This window comes from Allobosea sp. 05L423, assembly GCF_056397745.1.
Map to the genome: position 1 here is coordinate 71,108 of NZ_JBFTOA010000014.1, position 15,574 is coordinate 86,681.

Below are 15,574 nucleotides of genomic sequence, written 5' to 3' on the forward strand. Positions count from 1 at the left end.
GATTGGTCTTGGTCGCGTCAGGCTCGATCGCCGGACGTGGAGGAGGCCGGTCTGCTCAAGGCTGCAGCCCGGTCGATGAGGCGTCTGGCCCGTTCGACAACGGGCCGGTCGATCATCGTTCCGTCGAGTGCCGCGGCTCCACCGCCAAGCGCGGTCTGAGCGTCGAAGGCCGCGACAACCCGCTTTGCTCGCTCGGTCTCTTGCTCCGTCGGAGAGAAGGCGGCGTTCAAGAGCGGGACCTGCGATGGGTGGATGCAAGGCGCCCCCTGATATCCAAACCGCCGCGAGCGCTCCAGCGTCAGACGCAGCGCGTCGAGGTCCCGATAATCCGCGAGCGTCCCGATGAAGCCGAGCGGTGCGATCCCCGCGGCTTTCGCAGCAAAGACGATCAGCTGCTTTGGGTGGAGCAGCGTCTCCGCTGTCGGCTCGATCCCGGCGGCGTTGGCGAAGTCCTCATCCCCGAGGCTGAGAGCCACAACGCGTGGATGGGCTCCTGCAATCTCCGCGGCCCTGAAAAGCGCCCCCGGGTCCTCGATCAGCGCAACGATGCCAATAGCGCCGGCGGCGAGGCCGCGCTCGGCTTCCAGCTCCGCGATGATCTCGGCTACCACCACGATATCGACTGCGCATGTCACCTTCGGCAGCACGATGGCCTTGACGCCGGCCATGATAGCAGCCTCGAGATCCCGGACCAGCAACCGCCAGTTACGGTTGACCCTGACAAGGATATCGGGACCGCCCTGCGCGGCGACTGCTGCAATGGCGCCGGCCAGCGCGCTGCGGGCGGCGGCTTTCTCGCCGAGGGGGATAGAGTCTTCCAGATCGAGAATCACCGCATCGGCGCCGCGTCCTCCGGCTCCGGCCACGAAACGCTGCGACGTCACGGGGACATAAAGCAGGGAGCGCCAGGCGGGAGAGACGGGGGCCATGTTCAGCTTGCCCGTGCCGCACCGGAGGCGATCATTGCGTCGATCGCAGCAGGCTCCAGGCCGATTTCCGTAAGCGCTTCCCATGTGTGTTCGCCGAGCTGGGGCGCCGGCATGCGCAGCGCCCCAGGCGTCCCCGAGAGGCGCGGCGCGATGTTGTGCATGGCGAGCGTGCCGAGTTCGGCATCGGGAACCTCGATCAATGTGCCACGCTGCTGAACATGGGGGTCGGCCAGAACCTGATCGACCTCGTAGACCGGCGCGACGGTGATCTCCTTCTCGCGGAAGAAGGAGAGCGCGTCATCGAGGCTCATCTTTCCGATGAAGTCGGCGATTGGCTCCTCGCAGGCATCGGCATTGGCGAGGCGCGATGAGTTCGTCGCAAACCGCGGATCGTCGATCATATCCTCGCGGCCGATGACCCGGAACAGGCGCTCGGCCATGCTCTTCATGGGCGCCGACAGCGACACCCAGCGGCCGTCGGCGGTGCGGAAGACGTTACGCGGCGCAGTGATTTCGGAGCGGCTGCCGTTGCGAGGCGGCACACGGCCGGTCTGGCGGTAGCTCTCGGCTTCCGGCCCGAGCAAAGTGATGACGGATTCGAGCAGGCTGAGATCGACGACCTGCCCTGGCGCACCCGCTTCCTGAGCCCGGACGGCGACCATCGTCGCGAAGGAACCATAGACGCCCGTGACGATGTCGGCGGTCGCCAGAGGCGGCAGGATCGGCGGCCGGTCGTCGAATCCGAGCCTGGCGGCAAGGCCCGACATACCCTCGACCAGGGTGCCGTAGCCGGGGTAGTCGCGATAGGGGCCATCCTGGCCGTAGCCCGAGACCCGAACGATAATCAGCGCCGGATTGATCGCCAGCAACTGCTCCGGCGAGAGATCCATCTTCTCAAGAGTGCCCGGACGGTAATTCTCGATGAAGACATGCGCGGTCTTGATCAGCGCCGTAAGCGCGTCGCGAGCTGCCGGCTGCCTGAGATTGAGCGCAAGGCTGCGCTTGTTTCGGGAATAAACCTTCCAGAACAACGGATGTCCGTTGACGAGCCAGTCGCGCAGGGCATCGCCGCCCTCGGTGCTTTCGACCTTGAGTACGTCGGCACCGAAATCCGCCAGCTGCAGACTTAGCACGTTTCCTGCAACCAAACGCGATAGATCGAGCACGCGCAGGCCAACCAGCGGGCCAGCCGCATCAGGTCGAAATTGGCGAGTCTGGATCATAGCGTCCCTTCGCATCTTCGACCTTCATATTGCAGATGCGAAAACATATGTCTATACGAAAGTGACGAATTAAGTTGGATCGCCTGTCATGGCGATCTCTTGTGCGGGGATAAATGCTGCGATGTCGGAGCTGCCCAAATCGGTTCGCCTCACGGAAGTCGGCCCCCGCGACGGCTTGCAGATCGAAGCCCGCATCCTAACGGTCGACGAGAAACTCGCGCTGATCGATGCGCTGGCCGCCGCCGGGTTGAGCGAGATCGAGGTCGGCTCCTTCGTCAACCCCAAGGCGGTGCCGCAGATGGCGACAACCGGCGAGCTCTTCCGGCGGTTGGTCAAGCGGCCCGGCACGTCCTATCGCGGCTTGTGGCTGAACCGCCGCGGCCTGGAGCAGGCGATCGCGACACCTCAGATCGACTTGCACGGCAAGCTTACGATCACCGCCAGCGAAACCTTCATCAGGCGCAACACCAACCGCTCGATCGACGAGGCTTTTGTCGAGATGGCCGCGTGGCTGCCGCTCTATCGGGAGGTTGGGGTGACCGACTGTTCACTGGGCGTCATGACGGCATTCGGCTGCACCTTCGAAGGTGACATCCCGGCTCAGACGAGCATCGCCCTGATCGCCCGCGCTCGCGATATCGTCGCCGACGGCGGCGTCAGGCTGACCGCGCTTGATCTCGCCGACACCACCGGCTGGGGAAACCCGCTGCTCGTACAGAGGCTGGTGGGCGGCATTCGCGAACGCTGGCCGGAACTGGCGATCAAGCTGCATCTTCACGATACCCGCGGGCTCGGCATCGCCAATGCGATTGCCGGCCTGCAGATGGGCGTCGCCGAATTCGACGGCTCGATCGGTGGGCTCGGCGGCTGCCCCTTCGCCGGATTGCGCGGAGCTGCGGGCAATGTCTGCACCGAGGATCTCGCCTTCGCCTGCGAGGAGCTCGGCATTGCCACCGGCATCGACCTCAACCAGCTCTGCGAAGCTGCGCGGCTGGCACAATCCCTGGTCGGTCGCGAGTTGCCCGGAAAGGTCTTCAGGGCCGGGCACAGACGCGCGAACTCGCAGTAAAGGCGCGCTTCAACGATCCCGTTCCTGCCATCGCTCTCCTAGGATGTCGTATCAGATGCCCGATTCCTTCATGGTCAATCCGAATATCCTAAGGGTCTCGCCTTACAATGCCGGGCTGAGCACCGCGGCGGCACGTCAGGCGAGCGGCAGGCAGGACATCGCCCGTCTCGCCAGCAACGAGAATCCATATGGCTGCTCACCGCTGGTCGTCGATGTGATCGCAGCCGCGGCGATTGAACCCTGGCGATACGCGGACCCGGCTTGCACGGCACTGCGCGGCGCATTGGGAGCCAGCCTGGATATCGCGACGGACCGCATCCTGGTCGGGAACGGTTCAGAGGAGCTGATCGCTGCAATCTGCCGCATGGCGCTCCGGCCCGCCGATGAGGTCGTCACGGTCGCGCCGAGTTTCGGCCTTCACGAGATCGAGCCGGTGGCCGCCGGCGCTTGTGTCCATAAGATCGCGATGACGGCCAGGCTGGACTTCGACTACGACGCGCTCGAACGAGCAATCGCACGCGGCCCGCGCATCGTTTTCCTGAGTTCGCCCTGGAACCCGGTAGGGACCGCACTCGACGCACAGCGCTTTCAGCGCCTTGTTGACGTGACCGGCCCGCAGACCCTGCTCGTGCTCGACGAAGCCTATGTCGAGTTCGTGTCGCCGGAGGCGGCGTTCGACAGCATCGCCATGCTGGACAAGGCAGCGGTGAACTATGTCGTGCTGCGCACCTTTTCCAAAGCCTATGGGCTGGCAGGATTGAGAGTCGGCTATGGGATCTTCTCCGACCCCAGGCTTGCCGGCCTCGCCGCTCGTGCCAAGACGCCTTTCAACGTCAACACCGCAGCCCAACATGCAGCGGTCGCAGCCCTCGCCGACGAGGCGTGGATGAAGGACGCTGCGGCGATGATTGTGGAGCAGCGCTTGATCATGGAACAGGCGTTGCTGGATGCAGGGTACAGGCCCGCTTCATCGGAGGCCAATTTCGTGTTTTTCGATTGCTGCGAGAACGCGGCTTCTCTCGCAGAACGCCTCCTGAAGGTCGGGATTATCGTGAAGCCATGGCGCGAGCCTGGCTTCGAAACGTTCATGCGTGTCTCTGTTGGACTGCCTGCGGAAAACCAGTTCGCTTTGGAGGCGATACGAAGCGTTCGCAGGCTGTGATCCACCCCCGTTGAATGGGGCCCCCTGCTGCATGTCTTGAAGCAGAGGGGAGGACCGGAATGCCGACGATCCGCGAGGACGTCGGCGACGTGCTGCTTGGCGATGTTGTCGCTGCCTGGGTCGAAGACCTGATGGAGGGCCGGGCAGTCGCGGCTACAAGGCCGCAAACGATCGCCGCCTGGCGCTGGAAAACGCACTTGAGCCGGCGGTCGAGGGTGATCGGATCGCGAAAGATCCGCTCCTGAAGGTGAAGAGCTGGCGCATCTGCGCGCAGCGCCGAGCTGGCGGTAACCGGCGCGAGCGACGCCGAGATCATGGCTCAGATCGAGCAGGCGCAGGGAAAGGCTGCCCGGATCCATCTATCGCCGGCAGACTGAACGGCGCAGGCTCGCTGACGACGGCCACGCGAAAGTCGACAACGTGATCAACGTTCCGGCCAAGCGGAAAGCGCAGAACAATGCGTAAATGGAAGGTGGTAAGCCGCCCTATGAACGGCGCTCTCTGGAGAGAGCTAAGTGATGGCGCGCCCGAAAGGATTCGAACCTCTGACCCTCAGATTCGTAGTCTGATGCTCTATCCAGCTGAGCTACGGGCGCGTCTCAGAACGTCAAGACGCTAGCGCGTCTGGCCTGATGAAGGCGGAGATAAAGGCTTCGTTTCGTCTTGGCAACCTCAAAATCGCCGAGACCGTCGAATTCTTCGCGGCTGTGGATAGCACGCGATCGCGCGTCGTTACGGTTGTGGTGCAAGCGGGGTAGAGCGCCGTCGTGGCGCTTTCCCGCGCTGCGCGTCACCTCTCTTGGGCAGCTTCTCGGCCATGCCGTACAAGCGCTCCCGGCGATCAAGCTCTCCCCAGATATCGGCCGGCTCAATGCCGAGGGCGGTCCAGAGCACGGTCAGATTGTAGATCAGGTCGGCGCTTTCGAGGATGGCGGCCTGGCGATTGCCCTGCAGCGCCTCCAGGCTCAGCTCGACAGCCTCTTCCGCAACCTTCTTGGCCATCTTGGGCAGGCCGTCGGCAAAAAGCTTGGCCGTGCGCGAGGTCGTAGGATCGCGAAGGCGCGAATCCAGGACGGCAGCATGGAGACGGCGCAGCGAATCGGACATTCAGGAAGGATTCGGCTGCCAGATGAGAGTTTGATGACAATCCCACCGGGGCACTTCGAGGCCCGATGCAGTTACAGCTGCCCTGCACCCGGACGGGCGCAGGGCAAGATGGCTGCCGAGACGTCGCTACTCTGTCAGTAAGAGGCCCGGCGCACCGCACGCGAGACGGAAGGACCGGTGACCGCACCGGCCGCACCGCCCACCACGGCCCCGACCGGACCGGCGACGACCGCACCGGTGCCGGCGCCGACCGCCGCGCCGCCGATGCGCTGCTCGACGGTGTTGCCGCAGGCGCCGAGCGTCAGCGCCGCAGCAAAAAGGGTCAGGATCGATAGGCGCATGTTCAAGTCCTCCGGATCAGGGGGCCGGGTGATTCCCGGCCGCGCTGCCGTCAAAGCAGGCACAGTCGGGCTTTTGCATGGCCGAGAGCTTCCGGAGCCGTGTTCGGACTTGCGGTCCGCGGAAAAATCCGTATACAGCCGGCATCGTATCAGTCGCACCATGGTCATGGGCGGCGAGGGCTCCCAAGCATCGGCCCGAAAAGTGGACCCCGGTTTTCGGGATAGCCGATGCTGCCAGAACCCGCGTCGCAGGCTGAAGGTTTTTGACCGGCGCGTTCGCGAGGACGGGTCGATGGAGTTGAGACAATGAAGATCCGCAATTCGCTGAAGTCGCTCCGCGCGCGCCATCGCGACAACCAGCTGGTGCGCCGCAAGGGCCGCGTCTACATCATCAACAAGGTCCAGAAGCGCTTCAAGGCGCGTCAGGGCTGAGCTTCTGCGCGACCTGGTCGCGCAGGGCCTGACCGGACTTTGCAAGGCGGGGCGCCAACCGGCGCGCCCGCTTTTTGCGTTGCGTGCTCGCCTCTGCGTGATTTGACCTGCGGGGCTCGGCGGCTACACTCCCCCACATGAAGCGCTTTTCCTCGCCTTCCGTCCTTGCCCTGGGGCTGGCCTTAGCGGGCGGCCTTGGGGCGAGCGCGGTCGTTGCTCAAACGACCGGCTCGCCGCGGCCCGGCGCAGTCGCGCCGTCCGACAAGGCCGATAATCCCGCTACGCCTTCAGCCCCGCAGCGCAGTCCGGCCGCGACACTCGACCGGCTGTTCGAGCGCCTTCATGACGCCGCGACGCAGGAAGAGGCCGAGGGTGTAGCCCGGCTGATCCAGCGTCGCTGGGCACGCTCCGGCTCCGATACGGCCGACCTCTTGATGAGTCGCGCGCAGCAGGCCTTGCAGGACAAGCAGACGGAACTCGCGATCGAATTGCTCGACCGCATCATCAGCTTGCAGCCGAACTGGGCCGAGGCCTGGAACCAGCGCGCCAACGCGCTTTATCTCGCCGGCGATTCGATCCGCTCGATGATCGATATCGGCGAGACGCTGAAGCGCGAGCCGCGCCATTACGGCGCAATGATGGGCCTGGGCATGATCCTGCGCCAGCAGGGCGACGACAAGGGCGCCATGATCGCCTTCCGCAAGGCACTGGCACTCTATCCGCAGTTCGATGCGGTGAAGAAGGCGGTGGACTCGCTCAAGAGCGAGGTCGACGGTCGCGACGCCTGACGCCCGGCGAGCCCGCCCTCCCCTCGCGGCTCATGCCTTCGCGACATGCTCCTGGCCGATGAAGGCGATGCGGACCATGTTGGTCGCACCAGGAGTGCCGAAGGGCACGCCGGCAACGACGATGATCCGGTCGCCGAGCTTGGCATAATGCTCGCGCACCGCGAATTTGCAGGCGCGGAAAGCCATGTCGTCGGCGTCGCTGGCGTCCTTGGTGACGATGGCGTGCACGCCCCAGACCAACGTGAGACGGCGCGCCGTGGCGCGGTTCGGCGTCAGTGCGATCACGGTCGAATTCGGGCGCTCCCGGGCGATGCGGAAGGCTGTGGAGCCGGATGAGGTCCAGGCGCAGACCGCCTTGAGGTGCAGGGTCTCGGCGATCTCGTGGGCGGCCTTGGCGATGGCGTCCGCGCCGGTGGCCTCGGGCTCGGCGCGCTGCGCCTCCAGGATCGAGCGGTAGACCGTCTCGCCTTCGACCTCCTCGGCAATGCGGTTCATCATCGTCACGGCCTCGACCGGGTACTGGCCGGCGGCGCTCTCGGCCGAGAGCATCACGGCGTCCGCGCCCTCGAAGACCGCGGTCGCGACGTCCGAGACCTCGGCGCGGGTCGGCACCGGGCTGGTGATCATGCTCTCCAGCATCTGCGTAGCGACCACCACAGGCTTGCCCTTGCGCCGCGCCATGCGGATCATCCGCTTCTGCGTGCCCGGCACTTTCTCGAGCGGCATCTCGACGCCCAAATCGCCGCGCGCGACCATGATGGCATCCGAGGCCTCGATGATCTCCTCCAGCCGCAATACGGCCTGAGGCTTCTCGATCTTGGCCAGCGCCAGCGCCCGGCCACGCACGATCTTGCGCAGCTCCGCCATGTCCTCGGGACGCTGCACGAAGGAAAGCGCGATCCAGTCGACGCCGACCTCGGCCGCGACCTCGGCGTCGGCCCGGTCCTTCTCGGTCATCGCCGAGACGGGGATGGTGGTGTCGGGCAGGCTGACGCCCTTGCGCGACGACAGGCGCCCGCCGACCGTGACGCGCGTGACGGCTTCCTTTTGCGAGGCCCTCTCCACGACAAGGCGCAGCTTGCCGTCATCGAGGATGAGGTTGTGGCCGGGCTCGAGCGCGCTCAGGATCTCGGGATGGGGCAGCTGGACGCGCTTGGCATCACCCGGCGCAGCGTCTGAATCGAGGGTGAAGATCGCTCCCTTTTCCAGCATCACACCGCCATCGCCGCCGAACTGGCCGACGCGCAGCTTGGGGCCCTGCAGATCGACAAGGATGCCGACCGGGCGCCGGAACTTGGTTTCCAGCCCGCGCAGCATCGCCACCTTCTCCGCCAGCGTCTCGCGCTGGGTGTGGCTCATATTGATGCGGAAGACATCGACGCCAGCCTCGAACAGCTTGGCGCACATCTCCTCGCTGGAGGAGGCGGGTCCGAGGGTGGCGATGATCTTGATCCGGCGTTCGCGCTTCATTGTCAGTCCCCGTAAGGCCGGGCCGTTTCCGCCCGGGCCTGTCAGCACCCGTGAATTCATCCGCGGGCCGGGCCGCCTGCGCGCTCTGCGGCGCTGGTCGCCCGTCTCCGCCTTCCCCAACCGGCCGACAAGGCCGGCTTCAATCATTGTCGCCGCAGCATCCCGTTCCGGTGTTCCCGTCAGGGGCGCGGCGATGCGGCTCCGCCTGTATCGGTGAGTTGGATCGTCCAGCTCTTCTGCTCGCCGGTATCGACTTCGAAGAAGCCGGCGCGGTCATAACCGCGAGCCAGGCAGTCCTCGATGCCGCGAATCGTGAATTCCTTGTTGCGGACGCACATGACGGATTTGCCGGTCCATTCGCCGCCTTTGTCGTAATCGAGAGCGTGGACGTAGTAGAAGCGCGCCGCCAGCGTGCCACGCAACAGCGTCTCGCAGCCGCGCGGGCTGATGTTCCACCAGCCCTCAGTCGTCCAGCCCTGCGCGTCACGGTAGCCGATCGCGACGCCGATGCGGCTCGAGGTCGTGTTGCACATGCGCAAATCGGCCTTGGCCGGCAAGGCGCTTGCGACGAAGGCGGCGGCGCAGCAGGCCGCCAGAAGGACCACTCGCTGGTTCAGGAGAAATCTCACGGCTCGATCAGGATTACGCGGCAGTCGTTGACATTGGTGAGCGTCGGTCCCGGCTGCAGCAAATCGCCCAGCGCTTCGAAGAAGCCGGTCGAGTCGTTGTCGGCGAGGGATCGGGCGGGATCAAGGCCGATTTCGGCCGCGCGCACCAAAGTTTGCGGGTCGATGAACGCGCCCGCAGGGTCGCTCGCCTCACCGCCGCCGCCATCGGTGCCGTCGGTATCGCCCGAGAGCGCGACAATGCCGGGCTCGCCGGCCAGCGCGATCGCCAGCGCCAGGGCATATTCCTGATTGGGACCGCCGCGGCCGGAGCCGCGCAGCGTCACGGTGAGCTCGCCGCCGGAGAGGATCGCGGCACGCCTGCCCTCGCGCTTCAGCCGCCGCGCTAGCTCCGCATGGCCCGCAGCAACCTCGCGGGCCTCGCCTTCCACGTCCGGGCCGAGATCATGGACCTCGTAGCCCGCCGCCTCGGCGGTGGCGCGAGCGGCCGCAAGCGCGTCGGCCGGACGGGCGATGATACGGAATTCGCTGTTCGCGAAGGCAGAATGGCCGGGCTTCGGCGTCTCGTTGGCGGCGTCGTCGAGCAGGGCTCGGGCGGCGGGCGGCAGGTCGAGCCCGTAGCGGGCGACGATGGCGCGGGCCTGCTCCGTCGTGGAGGGATCGGCGACGGTCGGCCCCGAGGCGATAGCGGTCGGCTCGTCGCCGGGCACGTCGGAGATTGCGAGCGTCAGCACCTTGGCAGGCGCGGCCGCCAAGGCAAGCCGGCCACCCTTGATCCGCGACAGGCGCTTGCGGACGATGTTCATCTCGCCGATCGGGGCGCCGGAGCGCAGCAGCGCCCTGTTGACCGCCTGCTTCTCGGCGAGCGCAAGCCTGCCTGCCGGGGCGACCCAATTGGCTGAACCGCCGCCGGAGAGCAGGACCAGGACGAGATCATCCGCCGTCGCGGAAGCGGCGAGCGCCAGGGCCTGTTCGGCGCTGTCGATGCTGCCCTGATCGGGCACCGGGTGGCCGGCCGCCACCATGGGAATGCGGCGCGTCGGCGTCGTATAGCCGTGGCGGGCGACCGCGTGGCCGAGAAGACGCTCGGGCGGAAAGCCGCCATCGAGATAGTGAGCTTCGGCAAGAGCGGTCATGCTGCCCGCAGCCTTTCCGGCAGCGAGCAGGATCAGGCGGCCAGTCGCCGGGGCGGGCGGAAGATGCTGCGGCAGGCATCCGGACGGATGAGCCCGCGAAACGGCGGCATCGTAGATCTTTCGCGCCGTCTCCCGCAGCTTCGCTGTCTCGGTCACAGGACTGTGCACGTTGCTCATTTCCACCCGGCGCTGCCGCTAGCCACAGCAGTTCTCTTGATCCTTCTTAGGTGCCGCGAAGGTCGGCGTCATCTGTCTTATGGCGATTAAGTCATACTTTTCTTCGGCGGTATCTCCGGATGGAATTGCGGCATCACAGCTGTTGAGGGCCGGGCGTTTGCGGCTTGACGCCCTGCCCCAATCCGGGCGAACGCTGCCCGCCGAATTTTCATACCCCGGAAGGATATCAGATGGACGATCCGGTTCAGGGCGATCAGCTCAAGAGCATTGTCGAGCGCATCGAGCGGCTCGAGGAAGAGAAGAAGACGATCGCCGACGACATCAAGGAGGTCTATGCCGAGGCCAAGGGCAACGGCTACGACGTCAAGGTGCTGCGCAAGGTCGTGGCGCTGCGCAAGCGCGATCTCGAAGAGCGCAAGGAGGAAGAGGCGATCCTCGACCTCTATCTCCAGGCAGTCGGCGAGACGGTCTGAGCCGGGGCGGCTGCGGACCGCGGCGAGCGGTCCTCAGCGGTTCCTATCCTTGCGCCAGGCGGCGAAGTCGATCTTCGTTTGCTCCTCCGTCGCGGGATAGAGGCCGAGAATCGAGCGGCCCTTCATCACCTCCTCGGTGACGAAATCCTCGAAGGCGGTCATCTCGACCGCCTCATCCGCCACCTCGTCGGCGAGATGAACCGGGATGACCACGACGCCCTCGCCATCGCCGAGCACGACGTCCCCCGGCCAGACAGCGACATCGCCGCAGCCGATCGGCACGTTGATGTCTACAGCCTGATGCAGCGTCAGGTTGGTCGGCGCCGCCGGCCGGTTATGATAGGCCGGGATGGGCAGCTGCGCGATCTCCGGGGAATCGCGGAAGCCGCCATCGGTGACGACACCGGCAACGCCCCGCTTCATGAGCCGCGAGACGAGGATGCCGCCCGCCGAGGCGGCACGCGCATCCTTGCGGCTATCGATCACCATCACCGCATCGGGCGGACAATCCTCGACTGCCTTGCGCTGCGGATGCGCCCGGTCCTGGAACACCGAGAGCGGATTCAGATCCTCGCGCGCCGGAATGTAGCGAAGCGTGAAGGCTTCGCCGACCATCGTGCCGGTATCCTGGCTCAACGGCCGGACATCCTGGATGAACTGGTTGCGGAAGCCGCGCTTGAAGAGGGCCGTGCAGACCGTGGCGACGGAGACGGCGCGGAGCTTGTTGCGTGTTTCCGGCTTGAGCTTGGACATCAGTTCATTCCCGAAGAGATGCGCCGCCCACTCGCGGCATCGACGCCCGAGTCGAAAGCGGTCCGGCGCCGGTTGCAGCACACTTCGACCAAACGCCTATAACTTGTAAAATAAGTTGTAAAGTAGCATCCTGAAAATGCATACCGGCTCTTGCCCGGCGGGAGTGCGATTGACGCGATGAAAAATGGCCCGCGGCGAAGACAATGAGCACCGGCAAGCTTGGCGACCGCGTCTACGAGTACATCCTGAGTCAGATCATGACCGGGGATTTCGCCGTAGCCGCTCGGCTGCCCTCCGAGAGCGAACTCGCCGAGCGCCTGGCCGTCTCCCGCCCGATCGTTCGCGAAGCGCTGGGCCGGCTGCGCGACGACGGCCTGATCGAATCGCGGCGCGGATCGGGCTCCTATGTCCTGCGCAGGCCAGCGCCCGATGTGCGTAGCTTTGCGCCGATCAACAGCATCGCCGACATCCAGCGCTGCTTCGTCTTCCGGATTGCCGTGGAAGGGGAAGCCGCCGCGCTGGCAGCGAAGATGTGCGACGAGGACGGCTTCCTGAAACTGCGCCACGCCTTCATCGCACTGGAGATCGTCGGCGAGCAGGGACGGCTCGGCGTCGAGGAGGACATCACCTTCCATCGCGCCGTCGCTGAGACGACCGGCAACCACTTCTTCGTGACGACGCTCAACGCGCTGCACGAGCAGATCGCCACGGGCATCAGCCTGAACCGCAACCTCTCGCTGATCCAGCCACGGTCGCGCCTGCTGACCGTCCAGCGCGAGCACAAGGCCATCCTCGATGCGATTGAGAGCCGCGACGAGGCTGCCGCTCGCCGGGCCATGCAAGTCCATCTCGAAAACGCGCGCAAGCGCGTCTTCGAAGGAAGCTAGCCCCCTCCGGTTCCTCCGGCCGCCCGCCGCGGCACGGCAACAGGCGCCGAAACGCATCTGGTTCTTCCCTCGCGGAGAAGGCGCAAGACGGGCCCCGGCTTCCGGGCTCCGGGTGACCCAACGCAACTATGCTGCTGCCACCTGACTGGGGTAGTATCCCGCCGCTCCAGATGAATGGACGATGTTGGAAGGAGAGAATGCCTTGCGCTTCTTGCCCTTCGCTTCGACCGAGGCAGGTGCCCGCGTCAACCGGCGCAACGTCCTCGCTCTTGCGGGCGGGGCGGCGGTGTGGGCCAGCCCGGCGCGGCCTCAGCAACCCGCAATGCCGCTGCTGGGCTATCTCGGTTCGGAAACCCCGGATCGCTACGCCAGCCGTCTTGTGGCCTTTCGCGCTGGGCTGGCCGAAGCTGGCTATGTCGAAGGGCGCAACGTCACGATCGATTTTCGATGGGCGGAAGGCGAGTACAAGCGCCTGCCGGCGCTCGCGCAAGATCTGGTCGGTCGCCAGGCGAACGTGATCGTCGCGCCGGGCGGCGCAGAGGTCGCGCTCGCGGCAAAATCGGCGACGGCCACGATCCCGGTTGTATTTGAGCTGGGCGGCGATCCCGTGGCACTCGGTTTGGTGGAAAGCCTGTCCCGTCCTGGCGGCAACCTCACCGGCGTCTCGAGCCTCAGCGTCGAAGTTTCGCGCAAGCGCCTGGAGTTCATGGCGGAGCTGCTCCCGAACGCCAGGCTCTTCGCCATCGCCGTCAACCCGGCCAGCCCGACCTCGAGCTCGCAATCGGCGAACCTCAACAGTGCAGCGGGCAGCCTGGGATTGGCTCTGCATCTGCTCAAGGCCAGCACGGAACAGGAATTTGACGCGCTCTTCGCCGGTGCGGCTCAAGCCGGTGCTGGCGGGCTCGTCTTCACCTCCGACCCCTATTTCGCTTACCGCAGCCCGCAGCTCGCCGCGCTCGCCGCCGCCCACGGCATCCCCGCGATCACCCAATCCCGCGACTTTCCCGTAGCCGGCGGATTGATGAGCTACGGCGGCGATTTCGAGCAGTCGCACCGTCACACGGGGGTCTATGCTGGCCGTATCCTCAAGGGGGCGAAGCCTTCGGAGCTGCCGGTCCAGCGCGTCACCAAGGTCGAGATGTTCATCAACCTGAAGGCGGCGAACGCCCTCCATCTGTCGATCCCCCCTTCGCTTCTGAGCAGCGCCGACTTCGTGATCGAATAACCCCGGCCGGTGAGCCGCCGAGCGAGCCAACGCGATGTCCAACCAGCCAGCGGCGCCGCGAAGATCGTTGTTCTGGAAGTACTTCCTTGCCCTGTTCGCTGCCGTCGTCGTGCCGTTGCTTTTTGCAGGAAGCGTCGAAGCATGGTTCGGCTATCGCGACCAGCGCACCGGGCTGAGCGATGTTCTCGATGCCGAGGCCCGAGGAGCCGCGTCCAGAATTCAGGATTTCATCGAGGGCATCCGCGATCAGCTCGGATGGGCGGTGCTGCTGCCCTGGCCCGACAGCGCGGATGAGAAGCGTAAGCTCGACGCCTACCTCGTGCTTCGCCAGGTGCCGGCCATCGAGAGCCTCAGCCTTGTCGACGCCGCCGGCCGGGAACGGCTGTTCCTGTCTCGCATCGGCCTCAACAGGGTCGAGAGCGGCAAAGACCAATCCGGGAATCCGGCCGTTGCGGGAGCGCGCTCGCATCGTGCCTGGTTCGGCCCGGTCACGTTTCAACGCGGCTCCGAACCCTTCATGACCATCGCGGTTGCCGGAAATCGCCCGACCGCGGGCGTCGCGATGGCCGAAGTCAATCTCAAATTCATCTGGGACGTGATCTCGGCGATACGCGTCGGGCGTACGGGGGAAGCCTTCGTGCTCGACCAGCCGGGCCGCCTCATCGCTCACCCGGACATCAGCCTGGTCCTGCGAGCCGATGAAACCGCCGCGAAGCCATTGCGGGACCTGCGAGCCTCCATCCTGACCCGCCCGGGGGAAGCGATCGCCGGCCGGGACGTCACGGGAGGCAGAGTGCTCGCCGCGATGGCGCCGATATCCGGCGTCGACTGGAGCGTCGTCGTCAAGCAACCCGTCGTCGAGGCCTTCGGCCCGATCTACGCTGCCCTGTGGCGCACCATGGCTCTGCTCATTGCCGGCGCAGGCCTCGCCGCCATGCTCGCCTACTGGCTCACCCAACGCATGGTCGAACCCATCGTCCTTCTGGAAGATGGCGTGGGCCGCATCGGCGCCGGACATTTCGAGCATCGGATTCACCTTGCGACGGGCGATGAGTTCGAACGGCTGGCGACCCGTTTCAACGAGATGGCGAGCGAGCTGGCGGTCTCGCAGGAACGCTCGGAGCGGATCAACCGCCTGAAGCGCTTTCTGGCCCCGCAGGTGGCAGAACTCGTGGAACGCACCGGCGACGATCACCTGCTCGACGGGCGGCGCGTCGACGTGGTCGTCGCCTTCTGCGATCTGCGCGGGTTCACCGCCTTCTCTGCCCGTGCGGAGCCCGAAACCGTCATCGGCATGCTCGGCCAATACTACACCGCTCTCGAAAAGGTGGTCAGCAGCCACGGCGCCACGCTGACGAACTTCTCCGGCGACGGCGCGATGGTGCTGTTCAATGCGCCGGTGCCCTGTGACGATCCCGCACTGGGCGCTCTGGAAATGGCGAGGGATATGCAGCTCGGCGTGCACGAGCTGTTGGCAAGCCGGCACAGCCTCGATCATCGACTCGGATTCGGCGTGGGCCTTGCAATGGGCCCGGCGACCGTCGGCCGGATCGGCTCGGAAGGCCGCCTCGACTATACCGCGATCGGCAATGTCGTGAACCTCGCCTCGCGCCTGTGTTCGATCGCGGATGATTTCGAGGTTCTTTGTGATCGCGCCGCGGCTCAAGCGGTGGGTTCGCGCCTGCCGCTTGTCGCTCTGGAGGCGCGTGTCCTGAAAGGATACGATCAGCCCGTTGCGGTCTATTCCCTCGTCATCGCCGGAAGAGCGTAGAACCG

General features: G+C 65.7%; 16 protein-coding genes, 1 tRNA gene and 1 pseudogene. 9 read left to right on the forward strand and 9 right to left on the reverse strand.

The features are described 5' to 3' along the window. Positions 1 to 17: 17 nt before the first annotated feature. Entirely contained in the window at positions 18 to 929 is a 912-nt protein-coding gene (locus AC1DNE_RS23175; RefSeq protein ID WP_441469105.1) for an HpcH/HpaI aldolase/citrate lyase family protein, read from the reverse strand. Positions 930 to 931: 2 nt separating this feature from the next. Continuing rightward, positions 932 to 2,167: a CaiB/BaiF CoA transferase family protein gene (locus tag AC1DNE_RS23180; protein ID WP_441469106.1), complete on the reverse strand. Its 1,236-nt coding sequence runs from the start codon at positions 2,165 to 2,167 to the stop codon at positions 932 to 934. 106 nt (positions 2,168 to 2,273) lie between these two features. Here AC1DNE_RS23180 and AC1DNE_RS23185 point away from each other — a divergent pair, with 106 nt between their 5' ends. Genes AC1DNE_RS23185 through AC1DNE_RS23195 form a run of 3 tightly spaced genes read left to right on the forward strand, consistent with a single transcriptional unit; the run spans position 2,274 to position 4,628 of the window. After that, positions 2,274 to 3,221: a hydroxymethylglutaryl-CoA lyase gene (locus tag AC1DNE_RS23185; protein ID WP_441469107.1), complete on the forward strand. Its 948-nt coding sequence runs from the start codon at positions 2,274 to 2,276 to the stop codon at positions 3,219 to 3,221. Between the two features lie 55 nt (positions 3,222 to 3,276). After that, positions 3,277 to 4,383 (forward strand): aminotransferase class I/II-fold pyridoxal phosphate-dependent enzyme, encoded by a 1,107-nt coding sequence (locus tag AC1DNE_RS23190; RefSeq protein ID WP_441469108.1) that lies wholly within the window; start codon positions 3,277 to 3,279, stop codon positions 4,381 to 4,383. Positions 4,384 to 4,442: 59 nt separating this feature from the next. After that, on the forward strand, positions 4,443 to 4,628 hold the full coding sequence (locus AC1DNE_RS23195; RefSeq protein ID WP_441469109.1) for a hypothetical protein: 186 nt from the start codon (positions 4,443 to 4,445) through the stop codon (positions 4,626 to 4,628). Positions 4,629 to 4,902: 274 nt separating this feature from the next. Here AC1DNE_RS23195 and AC1DNE_RS23200 read toward each other — a convergent pair. The 3 genes from AC1DNE_RS23200 to AC1DNE_RS23210 form a co-directional block, all read right to left on the reverse strand. Further along, positions 4,903 to 4,979, reverse strand: a tRNA-Arg gene (locus AC1DNE_RS23200). Between the two features lie 136 nt (positions 4,980 to 5,115). Then, positions 5,116 to 5,490 (reverse strand): phosphoribosyl-ATP diphosphatase, encoded by a 375-nt coding sequence (gene hisE, locus AC1DNE_RS23205; protein WP_441469110.1) that lies wholly within the window; start codon positions 5,488 to 5,490, stop codon positions 5,116 to 5,118. 134 nt (positions 5,491 to 5,624) lie between these two features. Continuing rightward, a complete protein-coding gene (locus tag AC1DNE_RS23210; RefSeq protein ID WP_441469111.1) occupies positions 5,625 to 5,831 on the reverse strand; it encodes a hypothetical protein in 207 nt (68 codons plus the stop codon). 306 nt (positions 5,832 to 6,137) lie between these two features. On the opposite strand from AC1DNE_RS23210, the gene ykgO reads away from it, so the two are divergent. Both ykgO and AC1DNE_RS23220 read left to right on the forward strand, forming a co-directional pair. Further along, entirely contained in the window at positions 6,138 to 6,263 is a 126-nt protein-coding gene (ykgO, locus tag AC1DNE_RS23215; protein ID WP_038363015.1) for a type B 50S ribosomal protein L36, read from the forward strand. A gap of 137 nt (positions 6,264 to 6,400) precedes the next feature. After that, positions 6,401 to 7,051, forward strand: coding sequence for a tetratricopeptide repeat protein (locus tag AC1DNE_RS23220; RefSeq protein ID WP_441469112.1), 651 nt, complete (start codon positions 6,401 to 6,403; stop codon positions 7,049 to 7,051). A 30-nt stretch (positions 7,052 to 7,081) separates the two neighbouring features. Here AC1DNE_RS23220 and pyk read toward each other — a convergent pair whose 3' ends face one another. The 3 genes and pseudogenes from pyk to AC1DNE_RS23235 all read right to left on the reverse strand — a co-directional run bounded on the left by pyk (position 7,082) and on the right by AC1DNE_RS23235 (position 10,460). Beyond that, positions 7,082 to 8,521 (reverse strand): pyruvate kinase, encoded by a 1,440-nt coding sequence (gene pyk / locus AC1DNE_RS23225; RefSeq protein ID WP_441469113.1) that lies wholly within the window; start codon positions 8,519 to 8,521, stop codon positions 7,082 to 7,084. A 209-nt stretch (positions 8,522 to 8,730) separates the two neighbouring features. After that, positions 8,731 to 9,126 (reverse strand): annotated as a pseudogene (locus AC1DNE_RS23230) (DUF1036 domain-containing protein); the annotation flags it as partial. Between the two features lie 20 nt (positions 9,127 to 9,146). After that, on the reverse strand, positions 9,147 to 10,460 hold the full coding sequence (locus AC1DNE_RS23235; protein ID WP_441469114.1) for a glycerate kinase type-2 family protein: 1,314 nt from the start codon (positions 10,458 to 10,460) through the stop codon (positions 9,147 to 9,149). 230 nt (positions 10,461 to 10,690) lie between these two features. On the opposite strand from AC1DNE_RS23235, the gene AC1DNE_RS23240 reads away from it, so the two are divergent. Continuing rightward, positions 10,691 to 10,933, forward strand: a complete 243-nt coding sequence (locus AC1DNE_RS23240; RefSeq protein WP_038363023.1) for a DUF2312 domain-containing protein — start codon at positions 10,691 to 10,693, stop codon at positions 10,931 to 10,933. A 33-nt stretch (positions 10,934 to 10,966) separates the two neighbouring features. Here the strand turns inward: AC1DNE_RS23240 and AC1DNE_RS23245 are convergent, their stop codons facing one another. Then, positions 10,967 to 11,686: a ribonuclease activity regulator RraA gene (locus tag AC1DNE_RS23245; RefSeq protein ID WP_441469115.1), complete on the reverse strand. Its 720-nt coding sequence runs from the start codon at positions 11,684 to 11,686 to the stop codon at positions 10,967 to 10,969. A gap of 203 nt (positions 11,687 to 11,889) precedes the next feature. Between AC1DNE_RS23245 and AC1DNE_RS23250 the strand changes: the two genes are divergently transcribed. From AC1DNE_RS23250 to AC1DNE_RS23260, 3 genes are all read left to right on the forward strand, one after another. After that, positions 11,890 to 12,573, forward strand: a complete 684-nt coding sequence (locus AC1DNE_RS23250) for a FadR/GntR family transcriptional regulator (RefSeq protein WP_441469116.1) — start codon at positions 11,890 to 11,892, stop codon at positions 12,571 to 12,573. Between the two features lie 202 nt (positions 12,574 to 12,775). Next, positions 12,776 to 13,798, forward strand: a complete 1,023-nt coding sequence (locus AC1DNE_RS23255; protein ID WP_441469117.1) for an ABC transporter substrate-binding protein — start codon at positions 12,776 to 12,778, stop codon at positions 13,796 to 13,798. 34 nt (positions 13,799 to 13,832) lie between these two features. After that, complete coding sequence (locus AC1DNE_RS23260) at positions 13,833 to 15,569, forward strand: cache domain-containing protein (RefSeq protein ID WP_441469118.1); 1,737 nt, start codon at positions 13,833 to 13,835, stop codon at positions 15,567 to 15,569. Positions 15,570 to 15,574 lie beyond the last annotated feature (5 nt).